The sequence below is a fragment of the Ignatzschineria sp. F8392 genome (assembly GCF_002252045.1).
Lineage (GTDB): Bacteria > Pseudomonadota > Gammaproteobacteria > Cardiobacteriales > Wohlfahrtiimonadaceae > Ignatzschineria.
The window spans coordinates 193,964-219,730 of sequence record NZ_NEFF01000003.1 but is presented as its reverse complement, the minus strand read 5'-3'; the positions used below and the strand labels follow the sequence as shown (position 1 = coordinate 219,730).

20 protein-coding genes are annotated in these 25,767 nt (G+C 42.5%); 7 read left to right on the top strand and 13 right to left on the bottom strand.

Annotated elements, in window-relative coordinates:
• Positions 1-86 precede the first annotated feature (86 nt).
• The 3 genes from B9T19_RS06900 to accD form a co-directional block, all read right to left on the bottom strand.
• Entirely contained in the window at positions 87-818 is a 732-nt protein-coding gene (locus B9T19_RS06900) for an SPOR domain-containing protein (protein WP_094567890.1), read from the bottom strand.
• A complete protein-coding gene (locus tag B9T19_RS06895; RefSeq protein ID WP_094567963.1) occupies positions 811-2,118 on the bottom strand; it encodes a folylpolyglutamate synthase/dihydrofolate synthase family protein in 1,308 nt (435 codons plus the stop codon). The genes B9T19_RS06900 and B9T19_RS06895 overlap by 8 nt, the downstream gene beginning before the upstream one ends.
• 175 nt (positions 2,119-2,293) lie before the next feature.
• Positions 2,294-3,163: an acetyl-CoA carboxylase, carboxyltransferase subunit beta gene (gene accD, locus B9T19_RS06890; RefSeq protein WP_094567889.1), complete on the bottom strand. Its 870-nt coding sequence runs from the start codon at positions 3,161-3,163 to the stop codon at positions 2,294-2,296.
• Positions 3,164-3,492: 329 nt separating this feature from the next.
• On the opposite strand from accD, the gene sufU reads away from it, so the two are divergent.
• Both sufU and B9T19_RS06880 read left to right on the top strand, forming a co-directional pair.
• Positions 3,493-3,939 (top strand): Fe-S cluster assembly sulfur transfer protein SufU, encoded by a 447-nt coding sequence (gene sufU, locus B9T19_RS06885; RefSeq protein WP_094567888.1) that lies wholly within the window; start codon positions 3,493-3,495, stop codon positions 3,937-3,939.
• 263 nt (positions 3,940-4,202) lie between these two features.
• Positions 4,203-4,592 (top strand): iron-sulfur cluster assembly protein, encoded by a 390-nt coding sequence (locus tag B9T19_RS06880; RefSeq protein WP_275665788.1) that lies wholly within the window; start codon positions 4,203-4,205, stop codon positions 4,590-4,592.
• Positions 4,593-4,771: 179 nt separating this feature from the next.
• Here B9T19_RS06880 and lldD read toward each other — a convergent pair whose 3' ends face one another.
• On the bottom strand, positions 4,772-5,914 hold the full coding sequence (gene lldD, locus B9T19_RS06875) for an FMN-dependent L-lactate dehydrogenase LldD (protein WP_094567887.1): 1,143 nt from the start codon (positions 5,912-5,914) through the stop codon (positions 4,772-4,774).
• A gap of 415 nt (positions 5,915-6,329) precedes the next feature.
• Between lldD and B9T19_RS06870 the strand changes: the two genes are divergently transcribed.
• Positions 6,330-7,976 (top strand): lactate permease LctP family transporter, encoded by a 1,647-nt coding sequence (locus B9T19_RS06870; RefSeq protein WP_094567886.1) that lies wholly within the window; start codon positions 6,330-6,332, stop codon positions 7,974-7,976.
• A gap of 405 nt (positions 7,977-8,381) precedes the next feature.
• The gene (locus B9T19_RS06865) at positions 8,382-9,476 is read left to right on the top strand and encodes an adenosine deaminase (RefSeq protein WP_233146815.1); all 1,095 of its coding nucleotides are present in this window, start codon (positions 8,382-8,384) and stop codon (positions 9,474-9,476) included.
• Between the two features lie 48 nt (positions 9,477-9,524).
• On the opposite strand, the gene B9T19_RS06860 is transcribed toward B9T19_RS06865, so the two are convergent.
• The 9 genes from B9T19_RS06860 to gpmI all read right to left on the bottom strand — a co-directional run bounded on the left by B9T19_RS06860 (position 9,525) and on the right by gpmI (position 22,311).
• The gene (locus B9T19_RS06860; protein ID WP_158214375.1) at positions 9,525-10,544 is read right to left on the bottom strand and encodes an MBL fold metallo-hydrolase; all 1,020 of its coding nucleotides are present in this window, start codon (positions 10,542-10,544) and stop codon (positions 9,525-9,527) included.
• A 163-nt stretch (positions 10,545-10,707) separates the two neighbouring features.
• On the bottom strand, positions 10,708-12,096 hold the full coding sequence (dcuC, locus tag B9T19_RS06855) for a C4-dicarboxylate transporter DcuC (protein WP_094567883.1): 1,389 nt from the start codon (positions 12,094-12,096) through the stop codon (positions 10,708-10,710).
• Positions 12,097-12,314: 218 nt separating this feature from the next.
• Entirely contained in the window at positions 12,315-12,590 is a 276-nt protein-coding gene (locus tag B9T19_RS06850) for a FeoC-like transcriptional regulator (protein ID WP_094567882.1), read from the bottom strand.
• Positions 12,587-14,935: a Fe(2+) transporter permease subunit FeoB gene (gene feoB, locus B9T19_RS06845; protein ID WP_094567881.1), complete on the bottom strand. Its 2,349-nt coding sequence runs from the start codon at positions 14,933-14,935 to the stop codon at positions 12,587-12,589. Before feoB ends, B9T19_RS06850 begins: the two co-directional genes overlap by 4 nt.
• Complete coding sequence (locus B9T19_RS06840) at positions 14,936-15,187, bottom strand: FeoA family protein (RefSeq protein WP_094567880.1); 252 nt, start codon at positions 15,185-15,187, stop codon at positions 14,936-14,938.
• Positions 15,188-15,467: 280 nt separating this feature from the next.
• Positions 15,468-15,593, bottom strand: coding sequence for a hypothetical protein (locus tag B9T19_RS10790; protein ID WP_255406355.1), 126 nt, complete (start codon positions 15,591-15,593; stop codon positions 15,468-15,470).
• Between the two features lie 468 nt (positions 15,594-16,061).
• A complete protein-coding gene (gene uvrA / locus B9T19_RS06835; RefSeq protein WP_094567879.1) occupies positions 16,062-18,890 on the bottom strand; it encodes an excinuclease ABC subunit UvrA in 2,829 nt (942 codons plus the stop codon).
• Positions 18,891-19,071: 181 nt separating this feature from the next.
• The gene (locus tag B9T19_RS06830) at positions 19,072-20,427 is read right to left on the bottom strand and encodes a S41 family peptidase (RefSeq protein WP_094567878.1); all 1,356 of its coding nucleotides are present in this window, start codon (positions 20,425-20,427) and stop codon (positions 19,072-19,074) included.
• Positions 20,428-20,775: 348 nt separating this feature from the next.
• Positions 20,776-22,311 (bottom strand): 2,3-bisphosphoglycerate-independent phosphoglycerate mutase, encoded by a 1,536-nt coding sequence (gene gpmI, locus B9T19_RS06825; protein WP_094567877.1) that lies wholly within the window; start codon positions 22,309-22,311, stop codon positions 20,776-20,778.
• A gap of 769 nt (positions 22,312-23,080) precedes the next feature.
• Here gpmI and cfa point away from each other — a divergent pair.
• The 3 genes from cfa (at position 23,081) to tatB (ending at position 25,612) form a co-directional block, all read left to right on the top strand.
• Positions 23,081-24,226 carry a cyclopropane fatty acyl phospholipid synthase gene (gene cfa, locus B9T19_RS06820; protein ID WP_094567876.1) on the top strand — a complete coding sequence of 382 codons (1,146 nt, stop codon included), beginning with the start codon at positions 23,081-23,083 and terminating at the stop codon, positions 24,224-24,226.
• Between the two features lie 320 nt (positions 24,227-24,546).
• Positions 24,547-24,798 (top strand): Sec-independent protein translocase subunit TatA, encoded by a 252-nt coding sequence (gene tatA / locus B9T19_RS06815; RefSeq protein ID WP_094567875.1) that lies wholly within the window; start codon positions 24,547-24,549, stop codon positions 24,796-24,798.
• Between the two features lie 67 nt (positions 24,799-24,865).
• Positions 24,866-25,612 carry a Sec-independent protein translocase protein TatB gene (tatB, locus tag B9T19_RS06810; RefSeq protein ID WP_094567874.1) on the top strand — a complete coding sequence of 249 codons (747 nt, stop codon included), beginning with the start codon at positions 24,866-24,868 and terminating at the stop codon, positions 25,610-25,612.
• The last annotated feature ends 155 nt before the right edge of the window (positions 25,613-25,767 follow it).

The following is a 25,767-nucleotide window of genomic DNA, read 5'->3' as shown; positions in this document are numbered from 1 at the left end:
GATCCTTCACTCTTTTGAAAAAGATCGCTCTTTGAAGGTCTCTTTTTAAAAGAAGGAAGATGCATATTGCATGATTCTGCGTTGGTTTATTTAGCCTGTACAACAGAGGGCTTTAATGATCCGCTCCTTGTACGAGATTGTACTTGCTCCGCCTCTTTTTTGGTAGCATAAGGACCAATTTGAACACGATTTAACTTGTTATCTCTTAAGATACGGACGTTATAGCCTTTCTGCTTAAATTCATTCATCAGTTTTTGTGCATTGGCACTGTTGCCAAAAGCACCTAGTTGCACATACCAATGGCCTTGTGCTGTTGCTTTAGGAGCTTGTTGTACCGGTTGCGTTTTTTGTGGCGCCTTTGCTGCGCTCTTTTCGCTATCGGCGATCAATTCAATTTTGGGCATCGCCGGCTCTTTTTTTGGGGTTACTTTTGGTTTCTCAATCTCTTTTTTGGGAAGAGGAGTTACTTTAGGCGGTTCGATGCTTGCTAAAATAATCGCATTCTCTTCTTTGATCTGATGACCTTGTTCAACACTTTGCCATAGCTCTTCACCCACAATATCTCCCGGTGCATTGCTGACAATCTCTTTACCCGATTGGCTCTCAAGAATAATGGGAGGTGCAATCTCTTGCGGCTCTTTTTTCCCTGTAGAAGTGATGCTAATTGCCGGCTTCTGCACGTTATTAGCTTGTGGTGTTGTCGTTGGAAGTTTATCTGAAGGCTGCAATAACAGTACAGCAATGAGCCCGACAAGAGCGAGAAGAAATATCCCACCGATAAGACGTTGTAATAGCGATTTTGTTAGCGTATTAGACATATTGATTCTCTTTAAACCAGTTGAGGCTATCTGCCATCATATGAAATGAGCCAAAAACAATAATAATATCTTGTGGCTGTGCCATTTCTAGCACCCGTTGGCAACCTGTCGCAATAGAGGGTGCCACAAGAATAGTTTGTTGAATAATAGGTTGAATCTTTGTTGCCAAAGCTTCTCCTGATTGACCGCGTTCACAATCATCGATTGTTGCCGTAACCCATGATTGAATCGAATCTTTAAGGGGAGTTGCTAATGCTACGGAGTCTTTATCTTTTAACATTCCTAAAAGGGCGATAATCTCAAAATCCTCCCCCTTTTCAGATCGAAGATCCGTAATTAATGATTTTAACACATGCGCTCCTTGAGGGTTATGTGTCACATCAAGATAGATTGTTGGGCTATTAGCTCTTGTGAGTTGCTGAAAGCGCCCCTCTAATGTTACAGCGCTTAAGCCCTTAGCGATACTCTCTTCTGTTGGTGTGATCTTCAGTTTTTCAGCACCGAGATAGAGCGCAGTAATTGCTGTTGCCGCATTCTGATATTGATGGAGACCTTTTAGCTTAGGTGCCGGCAAAGTAAGGCGCGCTTCCTCTTTAAACTGATAGCTAAATTCGCCAGATTCGAGGCGTTGATAGTGAAAGTCTCGCCCATTTTGGTAGAGGGTTGCCTCCATCTCTTTTACTTGGGTTAAGATCGAGATATTCGGTGCTGTTTCTGCAGTAATGACCTGTGCATGTGTTTTGATAATGCCGGCTTTCTCTCGAGCGATCTCTTCAATGGTATTCCCGAGTTGCGCAGTATGATCGATACCAATAGGGGTGATCACCGCGATATCGGCATCAATGATATTTGTTGAATCGAGCCTACCGCCTAATCCCACCTCAAGAACGGCAACTTCAACCTGTTTCTCCTTAAAGAGATAGAATGCAGCTAATGTTGCAAATTCAAAGTAGGTGAGAGTGATCTCGCCACGGGCAACCTCAATTGCCTCAAAGGCGGCGATAATATCATGATCCTCCGCCTCTTCTAAGTTGATACGAATGCGTTCATTAAAGCGCCAAATATGGGGAGAGGTAAAGAGTCCAACGCGTAATCCGGCAGCATGATAGAGGCTTGCGATTGTTGTGGATGTGGAGCCTTTTCCATTGGTGCCGGCAACGGTAATGATTAGGGGCGCTATTTTGCCAAGGTTGAGATTTTTTAGAACGTTTTTAATACGCTCTAGTTTAAAATCCATTGATAGAGGATGAATGCTCTCTAAATGGGTTAGCCAAGATTGAAGGGAACGATTCGAAGCCATGGTCATCTCTGCCCTTAATAGAATCTGATAAACAATAATATTCCCAATATCTTCAGCCGCTATATCAGTTTGAATTCAACCTGCGAGAGCATGTGAAGTATTATTGGGAAATATTACTATTTAATGTCAATAAGAATGTCAGTAAGTACTCTTCAGTGAGTAGGAGTTTGCTCAGCTAGCCCACTTCTTCTAAAGGTTTTCCTTGATGGGTGAGTTTTGCAAGAAGGCTTGCGATCTCATTTCGAAGTTCACGGCGATCGATGATCATATCGATGGCTCCTTTCTCAAGGAGGAACTCAGAGCGTTGGAAGCCTTCAGGGAGTTTTTCACGAACGGTCTGTTCAATAACACGAGGACCAGCAAAACCGATCAGCGCATAAGGTTCAGCAATATTGATATCTCCTAACATCGCTAAACTAGCAGAGACACCACCAAATGTAGGGTCTGTTAAAACAGAGATAAAGGGTAAGTGCTCTTCATTAAGGCGCGCAATTCCCGCTGATGTTTTCGCCATCTGCATCAATGAAGTTAAACCTTCCTGCATACGTGCGCCACCACTTGTCATAAAACAGACTAAGGGAACTTTATGTTCAAGGCTATGATTGACCGCGCGAATAAAGCGCTCTCCTACAACAGAGCCCATCGAGCCGCCCATGAAGTTGAAGTTAAAAGAAGCGGCAACAATTGGCATACCTTTAAGTGTGCCCGACATTGCGATTAATGCTTCTGTCTCACCTGTTGATTTTTGGGCATCAACGAGACGATCACGGTAGCGACGGCTATCTTTAAAGTTTAAGAAATCAACTGATTCGATATCGGCACCAATTTCAGTTGTTGAGTCTTTATCTAAAAATGCTATTAATCTTGTACGAGGATCGATGCGCATGTGAGCATTACATTTAGGGCAGACTTCAAGGTTTGCCGCAAGCTCTTGTTGATAGAGAATGGCATCGCAAGAACGGCATTTAGCCCAGACACCTTCAGGAACTGTATTCTCCTTCTTCGTTGTGCGGATCATTGGAATTATACGCTCAAACCAGTTCATTCTATAACCATCCTTTTTTTAATATATTCTTTAGTATCGTCGAAGCATAAGCGGTTCTACCTTGAGGTTTTCGCTTATGCTCATCAATGTGTTAGGTTTCGAAATATGAAGATTTCGAGATCAATACTCAATTTTCTCATAAAACAGCAAAATAGCCAATGAGGATTTTCGGCCGTTGTTAGGAAGCTCACCTCAAAAGCATCCCACGTAATCGCAGGACGATATTCGATAGAAATAGTCACAGCAATCAATCAATGCTCGTAAATGGAATTTTGATCCGTTATAATCAGTACGAATTTAGTGCTAATTTAAGGTTGAAGATATTTACCATGAGTTTTGATATTAAAGCGCTCTACCAAGAGGTGATTTTAGATCACAATCGTAATCCTCGAAACTTCCATAAAATTGAACCATGCTCTCATCATGCAGAAGGGCATAATCCGCTCTGTGGTGATCAGATTGAGCTCTATCTCAATATTGAAGAGGGCATTATTACAGATATTGCCTTTCAAGGTGAGGGGTGTGCCATCTCAACAGCCTCAAGTTCCATGATGACAGAGGCGATAAAGGGGAAGAGTATTGCTGAGGCAGAAGCGCTCTTTCAACGTTTTCATAATGCGGTAACGTTAGAAGATGTCGATAGTGGGGATTTAGGTTCTTTAGAAATCTTAATGGGAGTCCGGGATTATCCTACTCGCGTGAAGTGCGCCACATTACCGTGGCATGCGCTCTATTCAGCAATTCATGCAAAAGATGAGATTGCCCAGACGGAATAGGATGCTTAAATGAGTGCCTTATCAAGCGTGACTAAAGAGTAACTAAAGAGTAACTTGAATGAGTAATATACGAGTGAGTCATATAAGGCACCTAGTAAGATATTTAGCAGTGAAACCTTAGGCTAGATTGAGACAGTAAATCAGATAGATACTTTAAGTAGGCACTTTAACTAGATAGTTTGAATAGACAATTTAGATAGACAGTTTAGATAGATAAATTAGATAAATAAATTAGATTAATTATTAGAAGGATAGAGATTTAAATGGATATGAATCGCGATGAACCCAATTTCCCGCAGATTCTCTTTGCAGAGGGTGTAGCGCCGGATGAGAAAGTAGATCAATTAATTGAAGAGATTATCGATGCCATTAAGAAGGTGTATGATCCTGAAATTCCCGTAGATATCTATGAGTTAGGTTTAATCTACGCGATTGAGTTTCTCGATCTGACGGAGAATAATATTCGCATCCGGATCGATATGACTTTAACTGCGCCAGGATGTCCTGTTGCCGGAGAGATGCCAAGTTGGGTTTCGAATGCCGTCTACTCAATTCCTGAAATCAAAGAGTGTATGGTTGATCTTGTGTGGGAACCCTTCTGGACGCCACAAAGAATGTCTCTTCGGGCAAAACTTGAGCTCAATATGCTCTAAAAATAGAAGAGATATGGCTGGCATCAAGGCCTCTATTGAGTATGTCCATGACCCATGAACCCATGCCCCACATGTTATATATCTAAAGCCCTCAAAAGAGCGACTTATCGTTATCTTTTGAGGGCTTTTATATTTAAAATGATTTGCTACAAACAGGTTGTTTCTATTTTAAGGATGATTTAAAGACCATTGCTGACTAGAGAGTTTCGAGTAATTTCTGAAATACTATTCGCGCCGGTAAGGGTCATTGCAACACGCATCTCTTTTTTAAAGAGATCGAGTAAATTTTCAACTCCTTTTTGTCCTTGTGCTGCTAATGCATAAGCATAAGAGCGACCAATCATTACACTATCAGCACCAAGTGCAATCATCCTGACAACATCAAGACCGGTTCTAATGCCTGAGTCAGCTAATATTTTAATATCACCTTTAACTGCATCGGCAATTTCTGGCAATGCTCTTGCGGAGGAGAGAACTCCATCTAATTGTCTACCGCCATGATTAGAAACAACAATGCCATCAGCACCAAATTTTACAGCATCTCTTGCATCATCTGGATCTAGAATGCCCTTAATAATCATTGGGCCTTCCCAGAAATCTCGAATCCATTCGAGATCTTTCCAGCAGATAGATGGGTCAAAGTTTTTAGTTAACCAACCAATGTAATCTTCTAAGTGCGTTGGCTCACCCCGGTATTTGGATATATTTCCCAAGTCATGAGGTTTTCCATGAATTCCAACATCCCATGCCCATTTCGGATGATACATTGCTTGCAATACTCGACGAATATTTGCGTAGGGACCACTCATGCCAGAGTGGGCATCCCGGTAACGTGCGCCTGGTGTTGGCATATCAACGGTGAAAACAAGTGTCTTCACGCCACTCTCTTTTGCGCGTTCTAGCGCATTCTTCATAAATCCGCGGTCTTTAAGAACATAGAGCTGAAACCACATTGGTCGATCTATTGCGGGAACAACCTCTTCTATGGGACAAACAGAGACCGATGAAAGCGTAAAAGGAATTCCCTTGTTGGCAGCGGCCTTTGCTGCTTGTACTTCTCCTCTTCGAGCATACATTCCTGTTAGCCCAACCGGTGCTAAAATTACAGGAATATCTAACTTATCATCCCAAAGTATCGTTTCGGTACTGATATTCTCCATATTATTCAGTACTCGTTGTTTTAACTCAATTTCAGCAAGATCTTCAACATTTCGTTTGAGTGTATGCTCTGCATATGCGCCCCCATCAATATAGTGAAATAGAAATGGCGGAAGAGTCCTTTTTGCCGCTTTGCGATAATCGGTAGGTGCAGAAATAATCATCCAAATCTCCTTTTTAATTTTTGTTTTCTATCTTTGATTATTAAGATATTAATATTTATATCCAAGGACAATCTATCTTTTTTTCACATATATTAAAAGATAATATTTACTTTATGTGATAAAAAGTATATTTATTAGAGGTAGGAGCACAATAATTCTAGATAAAACTGGACTCTAATAAAACTTCAAAACAACAACTTTACTGAAACCTATTCAATGAAAGGTAGGCAGTAAGCAAGAAGAGCCTAAATAAGAATAATCAATTTAAGAGAGGCGAAAGAGTTTAATTTTACTTTTAAAGTTCTTTTTTGATCTACATCTGATCGAATGTGGAGATACTTTATTGATGTTTTTAATGAGTTGAAGTGCTTTTTAATAAAAATTAATCATAACTGCTATGGAGGAGATGCTATTTATGACTTGGACACAGGATTATATTCCGTTAGTTAATTTAGGAGTTTCATCATTATTTGCTGTAATTCCCATTGTTGCTTTTTTCTTAAGTCTGACTATTTTTAAACTCAAAGGCCATGTTGCCGGATTCTTAACTTTAACGCTTGCTATTTTGGTAGCGATTTTCATCTATAAAATGCCGATTACTATGGCTTTAGCCGCATCAGGCTATGGATTTCTTTATGGTCTTTGGCCCATTGCGTGGATTATTATTACAGCCGTTTATCTTTATAAAATATCTGTTAAAACAGGACAGTTCGATATAATTAGGGCATCAATTATGTCAATTACAGAAGATCAACGCCTGCAATTATTGCTTGTGGGTTTTTCTTTTGGTGCTTTTTTAGAAGGTGCTGCCGGATTTGGTGCCCCTGTTGCGATTACTGCAGCATTGTTAGTCGGGCTTGGTTTTAAACCGCTTTATGCTGCAGGGCTTTGTCTTATTGCAAATACGGCACCAGTGGCTTTTGGCGCAATGGGGATACCCATTATTGTCGCTGGAGAAGTTTCAGGATTAGATGCATTTCATATTGGACAGGTAGCGGGTCGGCAATTGCCAATATTATCAATCATTGTACCTTTTTGGTTAATTGCAATGATGGATGGGTTCAGAGGAATTCGACAAACTTGGCCAGCAATTTTGGTTTGTGGTGTTTCGTTTGCGACGACGCAGTTTTTAACCGCAAATTTTATTGGCCCTGAGTTACCAGATATTACTTCCGCTTTAGTAAGCTTAATTTGCTTAACACTCTTTTTACGAGTGTGGCGCCCTAAAGAAATTTTCACATTCGATGGTCAAAAAAAGGTGGATAAAAATGTAAAAAGAGTAGGTAGTGGTTATACCTTAAAACAATTATCTCTTGCATGGTCTCCGTTTATTATTTTAACAACCATGGTAGTTCTTTGGAGCTTGAAGGATTTACAGCAATTCTTGACTTTTGCTACTTTTAAATTTGAAGTGCCACTACTACATAATAATGTTATTAAAACAGCGCCTGTTGTTCCTGAAGATGCCCCTTATGCGGCTATTTATACTTTTAATATTTTAGGTGCTGTTGGAACATCGATTTTTATCGCTTGTATATGCTCAATAATAATATTAAAAATGCGCGTTATTGATGCACTAATAACGTTTAAAGAAACGCTTCATGAATTAAGGTTTCCAATCTTATCCATCGGTCTTGTTTTAGGGTTTGCATTTATTGCAAACTATTCAGGACTCTCTTCAACATTAGCACTTTTATTGGCTCAGACAGGAGTGTTTTTCCCTTTCTTTGCGCCGTTTTTAGGTTGGTTAGGTGTGTTTTTAACAGGATCAGATACTTCATCAAATGCGCTCTTCAGTTCTTTACAAGCCAATGTAGCTCACCAAATCAATGTCTCACCAGAGCTTTTAGTCGCATCTAATACAACAGGTGGGGTGACGGGGAAAATGATTTCACCTCAATCAATAGCAGTAGCAACAGCGGCAACAGGCATGGTTGGTAAGGAGTCAGATCTTTTTAAGTTTACTGTAAAACATAGTTTGATTTTTTGTACATTTGTTGGACTGATTACAATTACACAAGCCTATCTATTACCTTGGACATTAATATTTTTCAATAAATAGTGAGAAATCCAAAGGCTTTAGAAATACTTTCTAGAGCTAGATTAAAAATGCTCAAAGGTTGTAATGATCTTTGGGTATTTTTTATGGAAATAATTTATGGAAATAATCTATGCGTCTGGATTGAGGGGCTTTATAATTTGCTATTGAGATAGGGAAACAAAACAAAAAATAGAGGAAAGTGATTGTCTTCTCCAAAAATCGACCCCTTTTTTACGACCAATCCGCTAAAATAGAGTGGACCTTATTTTAAGGTAACCCTTCATTATTGAACCTATTATTTTCAATCTACTGGTCGATCGATTGATCGACTACCGGACTTTTACTCTTTGATGATTTCGATGATGGTTATCGATAATCTTTATCAAAGCCTGAAACAGCTTTATACCGTATATGGAGCGATCTTTTATGTCTTTAACTCTCTCTCAATTTTTGAAAAAAATTCCTAAAGCAGAATTGCACTACCATCTTTTAGGGGGCGTACGTCTAGAAACGATGCTCGATCTTGCCCATAAATATGATGTTCCGTTGACGGAGAAAGAAGCAAAATCTTATTATCGCGCTTATGCGCATGAGAATGAGGTCATGAAAGGGGGAATTGCTGCTCTTAACTTCCTCTATCCTCTTCTTCGTGAGCCGGAAGATTATGCGCGTGTTGCATATGAGATCTTAGAAGATGCAAAAAATAGTGGTATTCGTTATGTGGAGTTCTTCTGGAATCCCAATGATACTGAGCTTCCTTATCAAGTTGTAACGGATACTTTATCGGCAGTTTTTGAGGAAGCAGAAGCAAAGTGGAATATCAGTGCCTATCTAATTCCCTCCATTAATCGTGAGAAGAGTCCTGAAGAAGCGGTGGAGATGGTCGAATGGATGATCGCTTACCCCCATCCTCGCGTTTTAGGGATCGGTATCGATTATCGAGAAGATGATGCACCGATTGAAAAGTTTTGGAAAGCGTATCGTCTTGCAAAAGAGAATAATCTTCGCTTAACGGGACACTGCTCAGAGTTTGGGCTTCATTGGCGAAATGTGGAGACAGGGCTCGATCTGATTGGGCTTGAGCGTATCGATCATGGCTATACGGTTGTTGAGAATCCCGAGCTGATGCAGCGTTGTGTTGATGAGCGTATTCCCTTTACCGTTGTGCCGAGTAATACTTTTTTCTTAAAAAAGTGGCCTAATCTAGAAGAGTGGCAGATGAAGCATCCTATTCGACAGATGGCGAAGGCAGGTATGGTGATTATCCCGGCAACGGATGATTGGCATATGCACAACACCGATGGAGAAAAATGTTACCGAGTGATGATTGAGAATTTCGGCTTTGATCTCGACGGTGTACGTCAATGTATTGAAAATGGTATCGATGCTGCATGGCAACCTGAGTCGGTGAAAGAGGAGTGGCGTCAGGAGTGGCTTGCTGAATTTGATCAGCTGCGTTCAGAGCTTACTAAAGAGCCAACATTTGATCCTGAATTTCACACTCCTTACCAATTGAAATAGGAAAGAGAGGTAAATTTCAGAGAGAAGAATCTCTAAAGTCCTAAAGTCCTAAAATGGACGAGATTCATTGATTGCCAATGTAATAAATTCAGACTCCTGACAATTTGCTTCTTGAAGTGATTGTTTCAGATAACGAGGTGGCTCATCGAGCGCTTCATCTGTTAACTCAAAGACGCCCCAATGGATGCCGATCGATTGTTGAATGTTTAACATTTGATGAATTTCGACCGCTTCCTTGGGGTTAATGTGTTGCGGCGCCATAAACCAACGTGGCTCATAAGCCCCGATCGGTATGAAGCCAATATCGATAGAGAAGCGTTCCCCGATCTCTTGGAGAAGAGGGGTAAAACCTGTATCGCCGGCAAAATAGAGTGTCTTTCCCCCTAATTGAATAATATAACCACACCATAAAGAGGCATTGCGATCTAAAAATCCTCGCTTGCTCCAATGTTGCGCGGGAACGGCGGTGATCGCTATAGGTGCTTGTGAAAAAGAGAGCTTCTCGCAATCCCACCAATCAAGTTCAATGACTTGCTCAATTCCCCGTTTTAAAAACCACGGTTTAAGTCCTAAGGGGACAATGACAAGAAGGTTTGGGAATTTTTGATAGAGTTCCAAAATCGTTCTCTCATCAAGATGATCATAATGATTATGGGAGATTAAAATCAGATCTAAGCGGGGCATCGATTCAATTACTGACGTTGCCGGTGTTTTTCGAAGCGGGCCGAGAAAGGAGAGGGGAGAGGCACGGTGAGAGAAGATGGGATCGGTTACAATCGATACTTCAGGTGTTGAGATATAGATCGAAGAGTGTCCTAACCAGATGAATGTTGATGCCTCTTTTTCGGGAAAGTGGAGCGGCACCATATTCTTCTTAATAAAGTCTTCATATCCCGTAGAGGGAGCTTGAGGCAGTCTCTTCTGCCGGCGCTCTTGCGTCCAGCGAAGAAGATCTCGCCAATCAATCTTTGTTGGGGGAATATTTTCAAAGCCATAAGGGCGATGATGGGCTTTTTCGGGGTTGTAATGGGGATTGATCCGTTTTTTAAATAGCTGCTTTTTTAACATCTTCATCTCCATCATGGAGCGCTTCTCTTAAAATTTGTAAGGCTCAGTAATATGGTCGCTGGATAAAAAAGAGCATCTAAAGGTTGCTCTAGATGCTCTGATAGTGATCGATAACGTTGTAATACTTCTCTATTTTATCATGGATTTTATCACTTTACGCTAACTACCCATAGAAGTAGTAAGAGAGCGCTAAACAGGTGAAGATTCCAACAAAGACGGGTACCGATGTCCGTTTAACAATCACCAGCGGATTTACCTTCAAGACTGAAGCAACAATAATAATCACGGCAGCAACAGGAGAGGCGGAGCGAATAAGATTGGCCGTCAACTGCATCGGTAGCGCCACCAGAACGGTATTGACATCCATCTGCGTCGTAATCTCTGGAATAATTTTGATAAAGGAGTGAAACACAGCGATGCCACTACCGCTTAAGAAACCGATCAAGGCAGCCATTCCTGAGAAGAAGAACATTAAAATCGGTCCGGCACCTTCAACATCATTAAGGCTATTGGTTAATGTGGTAATAATACCGATCGCTTTTAAACTCTCCACAAAGAGTCCGGCGGCAATAATGAGTGAAACCACTTGAAAGAATCCTTGTCCCATCCCTTCAAAGAAGAGGTTGAAATCTTTGATCGATTTTTGAAAGCTTCTTTTGCGAATCAATTCAATGAGTAAGGGAATTAAGATAGAGATCAGTGTGATTTCTGGAAGTCCCATCTTTAAGAGCGGTTTTCCAGTTTCAGGATTGATAAAGGCAAGATTGAAGAGAAGAAGTAGCAAGATCGGTACAATCGGAAAGATGGCATACCATAAAGGTGCCGGTTTTAATTGTGCTAATTTTTCTGCTTCACTATGCTCTGGTTGATAGGGAACATGTACAGTACCGGCACGACGATCAAGGTGACGCTGCCAGAAAAGATGAGCAACCGCCATAATGAGAAGCGCCGGAATAGAGACTTTTGCATGATACTTAAGCACATAGTCGAGTGAGGAGATCCCAAGATGTTGAGCGACAACGACATTATCAGAACCGAGCGGTGTCGGTGTGATAGTTGCTGTTGTGGCAATAACGGCGCCGGCAGTTAAGGGGGACATACCTGCCGTTCTTAGTGCAGGATAGAGCGTCGCCATCAATAGAATGGCAAGTCCGGCGGCACTTGGAAGCACCATCTGCAGCGCATTTCCTAAGAGAAAGACCACCGGCACTAAGATATAGACTGAACGGATTTTTTGAATCGGTTTTGATAAGACGGCAACCATCGCATCATTCGCACCAATATGATTCATATAGGCAGCAAAACCGAAGAGCATCATAATGGTAAGCCCAACAATACCCATCTGCATCTTAAAGACATCGGTCGCTTTTGCAAAAGGATCGAGCCAGATAGATCCTGTCGGTGTTGAGGTCTCAATAGTATGGCCTAAAAAGACCGAAATGAAGAGGAGGAGGAATGCGGCAAGAAAGAGAACAATTTTGGCATCGTAATTTTTAGTAACAAAATAGCCCACCGCAATCAAGAAGAGAATGCTGATAATAATTTCTAACATCGTTAAAGTAGCTCATGAAAAAGAGGGAAGGAGGCTATTGTACGATGGTTTTTTCTTGATCGTTACAATTTATAAAAAGAGTATAAAAGAGATCATATCTACCATCTAAGTCCAATAACAAGCGTTATATTGTAGGAGATAGTATGACTTTAATTGTGAAAGTGGATAATTTTTAGGAGATTTAGTAAGTTTTTTTAAACAGGACTGCAAGAGCCTACTTATGAGATCTTCATCCGATAAATCACCTGCCGAGTGCCGATAGATTGATGAATGAGGGAGGAGGTATGGCAGTTGCCGGAGCATCCACCACAGAGGGATTGAGTGTTGAGACTTGGGCAGGGTTGATTCTCTAATTTCTCAATTGTTCCCCGTTTGACCCATTGCGACATCATCATCTCTGCGGTATTGGTATCGAGATTGAAGGCATGAGCAAGGTGGGTTAAGGGAACCTCCCCACGCGCTTCAATATAGCGTTTCATCTCTAATAAAATCATTGGCAACAGCTCCCTTTTGAACCCTTCTTATGGCTCTTTTGAATAAACTCTTTACTCTCTGTAAAGATCTCCTTTTTCCCCATATAACGCAATAAGAGGAAGAGCGCAAGAAGTGCAGCAAGTAGGGATCCTAACCAAATAATAGGTGTAACGCCGCCTTCGGTGAAGAGAAGATGGAGTTGGAAATAACCGGTTGCTAAGATCCAGCCAATAATAAAGGTCCAGCTCGCAACTAAGAGCGTCCAGCGAATGCCAGCTTCTCGATAGACTGCGCCAAGTGCTGCAACACAGGGGGTATAGAGCAGAATAAAGATAAGGTAAGCGATCACCGATGCGGAGGAGGTGAAGTAGCGCTCAATTTCAGAGATCGTTGTATCATCTACATCATTCGCTTCTTGAATAGATTCGATCTCCCCATCGGCGACCTGTTGATTAATTCCGAGTGGGTCGAGTAACAATGCCGGTAATTCCGCTAAGTTCTCAGGAATTGAGGCAAAGGCTTCTTGTACTTGGGGCCAGAACTCAAAATCATCATGATCTTCAGGTTGTGAGTAGAGGGCATTGAGTGTTCCAATTACCGATTCTTTGGCAAAGATACCGGTGAAGATCCCAACAGTGGCAGGCCAATTCTCCTCTGTTAATCCCATCGGTTTAAAGGCGGGGGTAATAGTTTGTCCTACATGGGAGAGGAGCGATTTTTCACTATTGGCATTCCCAAAGCTACCATCACTTCCAATATTGTTGAGTAATCCTAAAACGGTCACCACAATAATAATCGCTTTACCCGCACGCAGAATAAAGCTCTTAAGTCGCTCCCATGTTGTTAAGATAATGCCTCTTAATGTTGGGATATGGTAGGCCGGAAGTTCCATAATAAAAGGGGTGTTGGGACCTTTTAGGATAGAGAATTTTAGGGCAAGTCCTGTAAGAATGGCGACAGCAATCCCTAAGAGATAGAGAAGATAGACAATCATCCCAATATTGCCGGGGAAGAAGATTACGGCAAAGAGTGCATAAACAGGTAATCTTGCGCCACACGACATAAAGGGGATCATCATAATAGACATCAGGCGATCGCGTTCACTCTCTAAGGTGCGTGTTCCCATAATTGCCGGAATATTACAGCCAAATCCCACAAGCATCGGCACAAAGGCTTTTCCCGGGAGGCCAATCGCCCTCATACCACGATCGACTACCATTGCGGCGCGTGCCATATAGCCGGAGTCTTCGAGCAGTGAGAGACAGAAAAACATCATCGTTAAAACTGGAATAAAGCTCGCCACAGTTTTAATCCCTTCGCCAATGCCATTTGCAAAGAAGGTAATAACCCACTCAGGTGCATGTAGTGTGGAGAGAAGGGAAGCGAGCCCACTGACGAATATAGCGTCAAAGAGAATCTCAAAAAAGTCGATAAATGCGGAGCCCACATTGATAGCGATAGCAAACATTAAGAACATTGTTAAGAGAAAGATGGGGATACCACTCCATCGTCCTAATGCCCACTCATCGATCTTATAGGTGAGCTTACCGCTGGCAACCCCACTGGTCTTAATGACCGATTTTGCCAAGGTATCGATCGCTTCATAGCGGCTACTAGCGAGAATAATATCGAGCTCACAATCGGAGAGTGCTTCAATATTGTTTCGTATAGTTTCAATCGTTCTCTTCTCTTGCGGAAGAAAGCGTGGATCTTGATAATTACCTTTGATTGTCTCTAAAAGAAGCCAGGGAGAGAGCTGTTTGAGTGCTGAATCTAAGGGGAGCGGATTGAGTTCCTTCTGGATCGCATCGATCACACTCGGACCTTGTGTCTGAAAGGTCTCTTCATGATCGAGGTAAAGTCCTGGCTCATAGGCGAGGATCATCTTTTTGAGTTCTTCGATCCCCTGATTTTTACGGGCAGAGATCGCTACGACAGGGCAGTGGAGTTTCTCTTGTAAAAGTGAAGTGTAGATCTCGATCCCTTCTAATTTTGCGACATCCATCATATTGAGGACAATCATCATAGGCTGTTTTAGATCGAGTAACTGGAAAGTGAGATAGAGGCTTCGTTGTAAGTTAGAAGCATCGATCACATTGATGATCAGTGTCTCTTTTGCATTGAGAAGATAGTTTCTGACCACCAATTCATCTTGCGAGGTATCATCCTCACTATTTTCAAAAGAGTAGGTGCCGGGAAGATCGATCACATCGATCTGCTGATCATTGATTGTAAAGAAGCCACTCTTCTTATCGACAGTGACTCCAGGCCAGTTAGCAACTTTCTGTTGACTGCCGGTCAGAGCATTAAAGAGGGTCGTTTTTCCACAGTTTGGATTTCCAAGTAGGGCAATGGTACGTTTCATCTATTGCGCTCTCTTCTCAACAATAATGGAAGCAGCTTCTTTTTTACGTAGGCAGAGTTGAAAACCTCGAATCATCACCTGAATCGGATCACCTAGTGGCGCTGTTCGAATCACCGTTACTTCACAACCAGGGGTAACGCCCATCGCGAGCAATTTATGACGATAGCTCGGTTCCGGCGTATTGAGTTGTTTAATCATCACCGGTTCATTGATATTGACCTGATCGAGAGAGAGCATTTTCATAGTTGTCATTGTAGCGGTCACCAAGACAAGAGAGGTAAATAGAAGAAGTAGATAAAAAAGAAGTTAATAAAATGATTAGAGAAGTGAGTGATGATCAATAGCGTTATTGAAATCATCATTCATTCATAAAGAATCATTATCAAACAGATAATAGAAATCTATCGCTTTTGAGATCTATTATCAATTGAGCTTTTTATATTATTTGATCCATATCAATATATTTTTTTAATTTATTGTTCAGTTTTTGATGAATGATTCTTAAGAGGATTTATTGAGCGGCGGGAGCCGACTATTGCAATCTTTTCACTACTGCATGCCCGCCATTTGGCATCTTCGATACCGGGAAGATATCGTTAAAAGAGCGATATTTGCCGGCATGCAAATTATGGAAGTACGCAGTGGTAATCTCCGGCAACTCATCAGCCTTTATAAAGATAAGAACTATTCCGGCAATCGAATGATTGCCATCTGCCGGCGCGAGATTTGTGGAAATACGCGATAGTAAGACCCGGCAGCGTTCAGCTTATTTTTGAACGAATGATTCTTAAGAGGATTTATTGAGCGGCGGGAGCCGACTATTGCAATCTTTTCACTACTGCATGCCCGCCATTTGGCATCTTCGACACCGGGACGATATCGTTAAAAGAGCGATATTTGCCGGCATGCAAATTATGGAAGTACGCAGTGGTAAGATCCGGCAACTCATCAGCTTTTATAAAGATAAGAACTATTCCGGCAATCGAATGATTGCATACTGCCGGCACGAGATTGATGGAAGTACGCGATAGTAAGACCCGGCAGCGTTCAGCTTTTTTTGATGAATAAAAAAACCATCATCCATTTAAGGTGATGGCTGATATCGATCGATTTTGGTAACCGATATTTATCCTTTCTCTAAAAGCGGTTTAAGATATTTTCCGGTATAACTCTCTGGACATTGAGCGATCTCTTCGGGAGTGCCGGCAAAGATGATATTTCCACCTTTCGCTCCCCCTTCTGGACCGATATCGATGAGCCAATCCGCTGTCTTAATAACATCGAGATTGTGCTCGATAATAATGATGGTATTCCCTTTATCACGTAAGGTATGAATCACTTTAAGGAGCTGTGCAATATCGTGGAAGTGCAGGCCGGTTGTTGGCTCGTCGAGAATATAGACCGTTTTGCCGGTATCTCGTTTCGAAAGCTCCCGGGAGAGTTTCACTCGTTGAGCCTCACCGCCGGAGAGTGTTGTCGCATTTTGACCTAAGGTGATATAACTTAAACCCACTTCCATCAGTGTTTCGAGTCGACGATGAACAACTGGAATGGCATCGAAGAATTGATACGCTTCTTCCACCGTCATATTGAGAACATCATTGATCGACTTTCCTTTATAGAGAATATCGAGGGTTTCGCGATTGTAACGCTTTCCTTGACACTCATCACACATGACATAAACATCGGGAAGGAAGTGCATCTCAACTTTGATAAGACCATCTCCCTGACAATTTTCACAACGTCCTCCCTTCACATTGAAGCTAAAACGCCCTGGCTGATAGCCTCGTGCGCGTGCTTCTGGCGTATTGGCGAAGATCTCTCGAATCGGGGTGAAGAGTCCGGTATAGGTCGCAGGATTGGATCGAGGTGTTCGGCCGATAGGGCTCTGATCGATATTGACGATTTTGTCGATCTGATCTAATCCTTCAATCTTCTGATAAGGTGCAACTTCGATGCTATTGTTTTTATTCAAAATACGTGCGATAGCGCTGTAGAGCGTATCATTCACGAGGGTTGATTTTCCTGAGCCTGAAACGCCAGTCACACAGGTTAGAAGGCCGAGCGGGAAGGAGGCGGTCACTTTTTTGAGGTTATTGCCTGTTGCGCCAATCAGCTTAATTTCTCTCTTAGGATCTCGTGGCGTTCGCTCTTTCGGCACCTCTATTTTCTTGCGTCCAGAGAGATAATCGGCAGTGAGAGAATCCTTATTTTTCAGTACCGATTGAGGGGTTCCTGCAGCAACAACAGAGCCTCCATGAACGCCGGCACCGGGGCCAATATCGACAATATAATCCGCGGCTAAAATGGCATCTTCATCATGCTCTACCACAATGACGGTATTTCCAAGATCGCGCAGATGGAAGAGGGTCTGTAAGAGACGATCATTATCTCGTTGATGAAGACCGATTGAGGGTTCATCTAACACATAGAGAACACCCATTAAGCCGGCACCAATTTGGGAGGCAAGACGAATTCGTTGCGCTTCACCTCCAGAGAGTGTCTCTGCTGAACGAGAGAGGTTGAGATAGTCGAGTCCGACATTGACTAAAAAGCCGAGTCGTTCCTGAATCTCTTTAAAGATCTTATCGGCAATCTCTTTTTTAGCGCCCGAGAGCTTCACCTCTTCAGCCCATTTTAAGGCCTCATTGATCGGTAGGGCGGTGATGTTATGGATCGCTTCGCCTTCGATAAGAACATTTTTCGCAGCAGGACCTAGGCGACTTCCTTCACAGTCAGGGCAGACACGCATCGCTAAAAATCGCGTTAAACTTTCACGGACAATTTGTGAGTCGGTCTCATGGTAACGACGCTCTAAATTATTTAAGATCCCCTCAAATGGATGGATGCGGATGGAGCGTTGTCCTCGATTACTCAGATAATGGAACTCTATCTCCTCCTCACCCGATCCGTAGAGTAGAATCTTCTGAATCTTTTTCGGAAGCGCTTCAAAAGGCGTTTCTGGGTTAAAGCCGTAATGTCTCCCTAAAGATTCGATCATGGAGAAGTAGTAGCTAGAATTTTTATCCCAGCCTCGAATAGCACCACTAGCTAGTGATAGAGAAGGTTCGGCAATAACGCGATCAGGATCAAAATATTGATTAACCCCTAAACCATCACAAGTTGGACAAGCGCCTTCAGGATTATTAAAAGAGAAGAGACGCGGTTCTAACTCGGCAATGGTAAAGCCACATTCAGGGCAGGCATAGTTAGCCGAAAATTGTAGGAGAGTCTCTTCACTCTTCATATCGACAATTGCCGCTAAACCATTGGTTAGATCGAGCGCCGTCTCTAGTGATTCTGAAAGACGGATACGAATATCATCTCGCACGCGGAAGCGATCGACAACAACATCGATATCGTGATGCTGTTTCGGGTTGATCTCCGGCAACTCATCGATCTCATAGGTTTTTCCATCAACACGAACACGCAGAAATCCTCGTGCTTTAAGCTCTTCAAAGAGTTTGAGATGCTCTCCCTTCCGATTGCGAACAATAGGGGCTATCAACATCAGTCGAAGCTCTTCAGAGAGCGCCATCGTCATATCGACCATCTGTGGAATGGTCTGCGCATTGAGCGGGAGATGATGGGTCGGGCAGTGCGGCGTACCGATACGGGCGAAGAGCAGACGAAGATAGTCGTAGATCTCGGTGACCGTTCCCACTGTTGAGCGTGGATTGTGGGATGTTGATTTCTGCTCGATAGAGATCGCCGGCGATAGACCTGAGATATGGTCAACATCAGGCTTTCCCATCACCGAGAGGAATTGTCTCGCATAAGAGGAGAGTGACTCCACATAGCGACGTTGCCCTTCAGCGTAGAGTGTATCGAAAGCAAGTGATGATTTCCCAGAGCCAGAGAGCCCTGTAATGACCACAAGTTTATTGCGGGGAAGGGTTAAACTAATATCTTTAAGATTGTGCGTACGCGCACCTTGAATAATTATATCTTCCATAAAACCTTCAGATAGGAGGTAGGGGATAGAGCGGTAATAAGATACCGACTCCCTTAAATGATCTTTTTGTACTATGTGAGAATATAGGGTGATCTTTAGAGATTTCAAGGTTGAGAGTGATTTTGGGGGATTCTCTCTCTAGATCTTATCTCTCTCAATCTCACCGCTATATATCTTACCTCTATATATCTCTATTCTCTTTAGCACTATTGAGTTGTGGATAGCGTGTGATCCCTTCGAGGAGTAGAATACTCTCGTAGAGGGGATAATCATTCTCTAGGAGATAACGCTTCTGCTGTGTGAAGTGATCCACGTGCGAATGGGATCTTTTATCGATTCCATTTCTGTCTGTTTTAGGGCTGACTTTAAGGTCAGGGATGAAGATATCAGGGGAAATCCCTTCATCTTGAATGCTCTTGCCATCAGGGGTGTAGTAGCGCGCGATGGTATAGCGAATCGCATCGCCATTGTTGAGGGGAACGGCATATTGAACGGAACCTTTTCCATAGCTATTCTCCCCGACGATTAATGCTCTTTGATGATCTTGAAGTGCGCCGGCAACAATCTCTGCCGCCGAGGCGCTCTGTTGGTTGATCAGAATAATGAGTGGTATTTCAGTAATCAGCTCACGTTCAGTGGCAAGATATTGCTTCTGATGTTGAGTTGCTTGACCGGTAGTATAGGTGATCACACCTTGTGTCAGGAAGAGATCAGCAACATCGATGGCGGCGGAGAGAAGTCCGCCATGATTATTACGGAGATCGAGAATCATCCCTTGGATCGGGGTATTTGCTGTTTTAGATTCAATCTCAAGGGCGAGTAGGGCATCTGCAATCTCTTCACTGCTCCCCTCTTGAAAACGGCTTAAGGAGAGATAGGCAAATTGCCCATATCGTCTCGCTTTTTCCAGACTAGGGAGGGCAATATCGGCACGGACAATCTGGCGCTCTTTTAACTCTCCATTATGAAAGAATTCTAACTGAACGTGGCTCCCTTTTTTGCCTTGCAGCCGTTGCTCTGCCTGCGCTACTGTGAGTTGATCTGTCGGTGTTTGATCGATTGTGACAATGCGATCCCCTATCTGCAATCCTGCCTTTTCTGCCGGACTGTTGGGGGCAATTGTTTTAATCACCATCGCCCCTTTTGTATCGTGGTCATCTCGACTCTCAGCGCGAAGGGTGATACCGATACTGCTCTCTTTGCCAGAGGTCTCATTTTTGATCTTTTGAAACTGCTCGGCACTATAATATTTTGAATGAGGATCGAGGTTCGTTAACATGCCGATAATTGCATTTTGAATCAATGTGGCATCGCTCAGCTCATCGACATAATTGCGTTTAAGCTCATCAAAGACCTCAATAAACCGGCGTAGATCATCTACCGGAATGGTGGGTTCTGCCGGTGTGGAGATCAGATCGATCGGCTCCATCGATTCTCTCTGCTCTTGAGCGACTTTCGGCTCTGCGTAAGCAAGGGGATTCAAACTAAGGGACAGGAGAGTTGAGAGGAGAAGGGGATGGGAGAACGCTCTTTTCATAAATAGGTTCCTTAAATGATATCACTGAGAATGTCAGAGGAATGGGCAGAGAGAGGGCTAGCGAACTTATCGATGTGATTGTCGATGATACTTTTGTTGATGTTTTTAAATGGTTGCGTCTTTGAGTCGGCCCTCGAATCGATGTTGGAGTTGAGCTACTTTGGGCAAGCTAAGCGATTAAGAGAGCGCTTACCGGTCTTGATGCCGATAAGAGTATCCCGATAAGAGCTTCTCTTAATCTTGCGCTGATTATTTCACGCTTATTATTTCAATTTTATTTCAATTTTGCGTGATCTAATTTTGATTGATTCAATCTCGCTTGATGTGACCCGGCGCCATAATTGGGCACTATGATTGGAAATGGATCAGGTTTTTCCCCGTCATCTCTTTAGGCTGCTTTTCACCTAGGAGATAGAGAATCGTTGGCGCAAGATCACAGAGCGCACCATCGGGTTCTAATGTTGCTTTACGGCCAACATAGATGAGTGGCACCGGCGTTGTGGTATGTGCCGTGTGTGGTTGATTAGTCTTCTCATCCCATGTTTGTTCAGCATTACCGTGATCGGCGGTCACTAACATCTCGCCCCCTACTTTTTTAACTGCCTCATAAACCTTGCCTAAGCCGGTATCAACCGCTTCAATCGCCTTCACAATTGCTTCAAAGACACCGGTATGACCCACCATATCAGGGTTTGCATAGTTACAGATGATCACATCAAACTTCTCAGATTCGATCGCCTCGACAAGTCGTTCTGTCACCTCGGGCGCACTCATTTCAGGCTGAAGGTCATATGTTGCAACTTTAGGAGAGTTCACTAAGATTCGCTCTTCTCCCTGAAAGACTTTCTCCTCACCACCATTGAAGAAGAAGGTGACATGTGGGTACTTCTCTGTCTCGGCAATACGTAGCTGGGTATAACCCTCTTTTGCTAAGACTTCTCCAAGACCATTATTGAGTTCTAATGGGGGATAGGCAATCTCTGTATTGAGCCCCTCTTTATATTGTGTCAAAGAGACAAAATGTGAGAGTTTAGGGCGATACTTGGGGGTAAAGCCGGCAAAATCATCTTCTACAAAAGGATAACTCAATTCGCGCGCACGATCTGAGCGGAAATTCATAAAGATTACGGCATCCCCATCGACCATTTTGACCGCATCTTGAATAACAGTCGCCTTGACAAACTCATCATGTTCACCACGGGCATAGGCATTTTGTAATCCCTCTTCAGCCGTAGCTGCTTGGTACTCGCCAATCCCTTGACTTACCAGATCGTAAGCTTTTTCAACACGATCCCAGCGACTATCACGATCCATTGCATAGTAGCGGCCAATGATTGTTGCAATACGACCACGACCAAGCTCTTTAAAGAGCGCTTCTGCTTTTTCAAGAGAAGGGGTTGCCGATTGTGGGGGCATATCGCGACCATCGAGAAAGGCATGGAGATAGATCTTCTCAACGCCCCGTTTTGCCGCAAGACGAATCAGCGCGAAGATATGCTTCTCATCAGAGTGAACGCCACCGGGAGAGAGTAGTCCAAAGATATGGAGCGCGCGCTCTTGAGTCACAAGATCTTCCATCACTTCATTGAAGATGGGGTTATTATCAAATTCACCACTACGGAGATCTTGTGTAATGCGGGTGAAATCTTGATTAACAACACGCCCAGCGCCGATATTCATATGGCCCACTTCTGAGTTACCCATTTGTCCATCGGGCAATCCCACCGCTTCCCCTGAGGTTTTAATGAAAGTGACGGCGCCCACTTCCCGTAGATGATCCCAATGCGGGGTGTTTGCTGCTGCAATGGCATTATTTTCAACTTCGTTACGAAATCCCCAGCCATCAAGAATGGTGAGCACAATCGGTTTAGGTCTAGACATTATGCGTAATTCCTTGTCTGAAATGTTTCAAAGGTGTTTAAAAGAGTTTAAAGGTGTTTGAAAATGCTTTAAAGCATATCTGTATAAAGACTGTATAAAGACTGTATAAAGAGCATTGTTGAGTATGAGGGCTCTTTAATGATCTCTCCTATTATAGCGAAAAAGGGTATCTCGGGGAGAAAACCTTTCATTGAGTTTCTCTTTGCAGAGAGCAGGGTATAAAAAGGAGCATGAGAAAGTAAGTATGAGAAAGGAAGCGTGAGAAAGGAAGCATGAGAAAAAGGGAGGTGAGAGATTAGGGGGCGAGAAACTAAGAGATGAGAAGGAGGGAAGTCGCGAGATATTCGTTGTCGGTCATAATCTCAGCCTCTAAAATAGATCGTTAGGATAATAAGATAATAGTATTCAATATTTATTGATACTCACTGATACTCACTGATACTCACTGATACTCACTGATACTCATAGATACATCATTGATGTTCATTGATATTTATTACGATCTATTACGATCTTTTATTTTGTCTATTTATTGAAAATAATAGAGTGATTAATGAATAAGTAATTGATGGGTGGTAAATATGTAATAGTATGTAAAAATGTATATATAAAATAGCATTGTTTGTTTATAATTATTCCTAGCAATGTTGTCCTGAGATAATGGAGTCTCCTGAGCAATGGACTCTCCTTTTATACTGTGAAGCTACTTTAAAGAGTTGTTTAAAAAGAATCACTTAAGACGAATCATTTAAAAACGAATTTGAGGAGTGAAATGAGCAGCATTAAGAAAAAAGCGAGTAATCTTACTGAATGGAAACGTATCGCTCAAGATCTACTAGATCAGGCGGGTATCGAGATTAATGGAAGTCGTCCCTACGATATTCAGATCCATAATGATCATTTCTATCAGCGAGTCCTGGAAGAGGGATCTATTGGCCTCGGAGAGAGCTATCTGGATGGCTGGTGGGATTGTGAGAAGCTCGATCTTTTCTTTACAAAGGTGATGCGTGCAAAACTCGATGAAAAGTTGCCGAGTAGTTTTAAAGATATCTTAAAGATCCTCTTCGCGCGTTTACGCAATTTACAGAGTAAAAAGCGTGCTTGGATTGTAGGAGAGGAGCATTATGATCTGGGAAATGATCTCTTTACGGCGATGCTCGATCCTTATATGCAATACTCTTGTGGCTATTGGGCGGAAGCGACAACTTTGGAAGCGGCACAGCAGGCAAAATTAGATCTGATCTGCCGAAAGTTACAACTTGAGCCGGGCATGAAGCTCCTTGATATCGGTTGTGGTTGGGGCGGTCTTTCTGCTTATGCTGCAGAGCACTATGGCGTTTCTGTAACGGGAGTGACGATCTCTAAAGAGCAGCAGAAGTTAGCGCAAGCGCGTTGTCAATCACTCGATGTTGAGATTATTTTAGAAGATTATCGCGATCTCAATGGCGCGTTTGATCGGATTGTTTCCGTCGGTATGTTTGAGCATGTCGGCCCTAAAAACTATCGTAAATATTTTGAAGTTGCCCACCGTAATCTCAAAGAGGATGGTCTCTTTCTTCTTCATACTATCGGTTCTAATAACAACCAATACAATGTTGATCCATGGATTGAGAAGTATATCTTCCCCAATGGTGAGCTTCCCTCGATCCAAAAAATTGCAAATGCGAGTCAAGGCAAGTTTGTGATGGAAGATTGGCATAATTTTGGTGCAGATTATGATCGTACCTTAATGGCATGGGCAGAGCGATTTTTAGAGCATTGGCCGGAGTTAGAAGCCAACTATTCTCCCCGTTTTAAGCGAATGTTTATCTACTACCTTATGGCTTGTGCTGGCGCATTTAGAGCAAGAAGTATTCAGCTATGGCAAATTCTCTGGAGTCCATTGGGCGTTGAAGGGGGGATTCGCGTTGCCCGTTAATGGGGGGCATACGAGGTAATTGAGACTCTTTTTGTGTGTGACAATATTGTCATATTACTCTGTTAGAGTAGTTCGGCAGATGTTAAGTCAGTCGATCGAATCTGTCATAGGAAATAGAAATCTTCTTAAGTGATGCTCTGATTATGAAAATACTTCGTTACTTATCGCGCTCACGCTCGCTCATTCGTTAATCACTCATAGGGTATTCGTGGGTCATTTCTTAAAAATTAGCGGAGAATGGGCTATATAAAGCGATGTTTTTAGAGTATCATTAGGGAGAAATTATTTAATACTCGTACACTCTTAGAGGAAATGTAATTATGGGTTCATTTAGTATTTGGCACTGGGCGATTCTTCTTGTTGTCGTACTTTTAGTCTTTGGTACTGCAAAATTAAAAAATGCAGGAAAAGATCTTGGAAGTGCAGTAAAAGGCTTTAAAGATGCAGTTAAAGATGGGGAGAAAGAGGCGAAAGAGAACGCTACACCCCAAAATTTAGAGAATAAAAAAGCAGATACTCAAGTGAAGGATGAGACCGTTGTTGATGAGCAGAAGAATAGTCGTGTGGAGTAATCATCTTCTCACAAGCTTCTCATCAATCTTAAAGCGTGATTGGCGCAGGTAAGAGGAAGGATGCTGCATGTTTGGAATTAGTAGCACGGAATTTCTCATTATTCTCGTCATCGCGCTTGTTGTCATTGGTCCGCAAAAATTGCCGGAGATGATTCGCACCGTTGGTAAATGGGTGGGGAAGATTCAACACTTCACGAGAAGTATTAAGAATGATCTGACCAATGAGTTAGAGCTTGATGAGATTAAGCGCTCAATTGAGGAGCTTAAACAGAGCTCTGAGTTGCAGAAGTTAAAGAGTGAGATCGATAGCACAAAGAGCGAGTTGACTCAATCTCTGAAAAAGGTTGAATCCACCGTTCTTGATACCCAATCTCAAGTTGAGAATGAGGTGAAGAAGGTCGATCGCTATCTTGATATCTCAGAAAAGCCAGAAAGTGTGGCAAAAGAGAGCGCGAAAAAGCCCGTTATTAAAGATGATACGATCGATGATGAGGAGCTCTTTGATCTTGAGTTAGATGATGCCTTTTTAGAAACAGAAGCTGAGTATATTGCAGATGCAGCAGAGGGTGCCGTTATGACTGCACCGCCTAAAAATTATGGGCAACGTCTTGTGGCATCTCCTAGTGATGAGCTCGATAGTCACGCTTTAATTGCGCGTATTGTGCGGATGCGTCAAGCAGAGATTGCCGCGCAAGAGAGCGATAAGGTCGCATTACAATTTGCGCTGATGGAAGCAAAAGAGGCACGAAATCTCTTGAGTCAAGAGGAGATCCGTCGCCGAATGACCTTGCGGCAGTTAGAGTTGAATCGTTAGAGTTTATTGAGACTTATCAATAGGATTCGTTACGATTAAGACTCGTTAACGCTAAAGGTTATATTTGGCTATATTCGGTTATATGCAATTATACAATTATATTTAAGCATTACATCACTCAAGTTATCGCTTAAATTATCATTGTAATTACCGTT

What these genes read in the sequence shown, in the direction of transcription:
- B9T19_RS06900 (WP_094567890.1), bottom strand. Translation starts at nt 818, where the DNA reads ATGTCTAATACGCTAACAAAATCGCTATTACAACGTCTTATCGGTGGG.
- B9T19_RS06895 (WP_094567963.1), bottom strand. Translation starts at nt 2,118, where the DNA reads ATGGCTTCGAATCGTTCCCTTCAATCTTGGCTAACCCATTTAGAGAGC.
- accD (WP_094567889.1), bottom strand. Translation starts at nt 3,163, where the DNA reads ATGAACTGGTTTGAGCGTATAATTCCAATGATCCGCACAACGAAGAAG.
- sufU (WP_094567888.1), top strand. Translation starts at nt 3,493, where the DNA reads ATGAGTTTTGATATTAAAGCGCTCTACCAAGAGGTGATTTTAGATCAC.
- B9T19_RS06880 (WP_275665788.1), top strand. Translation starts at nt 4,203, where the DNA reads ATGGATATGAATCGCGATGAACCCAATTTCCCGCAGATTCTCTTTGCA.
- lldD (WP_094567887.1), bottom strand. Translation starts at nt 5,914, where the DNA reads ATGATTATTTCTGCACCTACCGATTATCGCAAAGCGGCAAAAAGGACT.
- B9T19_RS06870 (WP_094567886.1), top strand. Translation starts at nt 6,330, where the DNA reads ATGACTTGGACACAGGATTATATTCCGTTAGTTAATTTAGGAGTTTCA.
- B9T19_RS06865 (WP_233146815.1), top strand. Translation starts at nt 8,382, where the DNA reads ATGTCTTTAACTCTCTCTCAATTTTTGAAAAAAATTCCTAAAGCAGAA.
- B9T19_RS06860 (WP_158214375.1), bottom strand. Translation starts at nt 10,544, where the DNA reads ATGTTAAAAAAGCAGCTATTTAAAAAACGGATCAATCCCCATTACAAC.
- dcuC (WP_094567883.1), bottom strand. Translation starts at nt 12,096, where the DNA reads ATGTTAGAAATTATTATCAGCATTCTCTTCTTGATTGCGGTGGGCTAT.
- B9T19_RS06850 (WP_094567882.1), bottom strand. Translation starts at nt 12,590, where the DNA reads ATGATTTTATTAGAGATGAAACGCTATATTGAAGCGCGTGGGGAGGTT.
- feoB (WP_094567881.1), bottom strand. Translation starts at nt 14,935, where the DNA reads ATGAAACGTACCATTGCCCTACTTGGAAATCCAAACTGTGGAAAAACG.
- B9T19_RS06840 (WP_094567880.1), bottom strand. Translation starts at nt 15,187, where the DNA reads ATGACAACTATGAAAATGCTCTCTCTCGATCAGGTCAATATCAATGAA.
- uvrA (WP_094567879.1), bottom strand. Translation starts at nt 18,890, where the DNA reads ATGGAAGATATAATTATTCAAGGTGCGCGTACGCACAATCTTAAAGAT.
- B9T19_RS06830 (WP_094567878.1), bottom strand. Translation starts at nt 20,427, where the DNA reads ATGAAAAGAGCGTTCTCCCATCCCCTTCTCCTCTCAACTCTCCTGTCC.
- cfa (WP_094567876.1), top strand. Translation starts at nt 23,081, where the DNA reads ATGAGCAGCATTAAGAAAAAAGCGAGTAATCTTACTGAATGGAAACGT.
- tatA (WP_094567875.1), top strand. Translation starts at nt 24,547, where the DNA reads ATGGGTTCATTTAGTATTTGGCACTGGGCGATTCTTCTTGTTGTCGTA.
- tatB (WP_094567874.1), top strand. Translation starts at nt 24,866, where the DNA reads ATGTTTGGAATTAGTAGCACGGAATTTCTCATTATTCTCGTCATCGCG.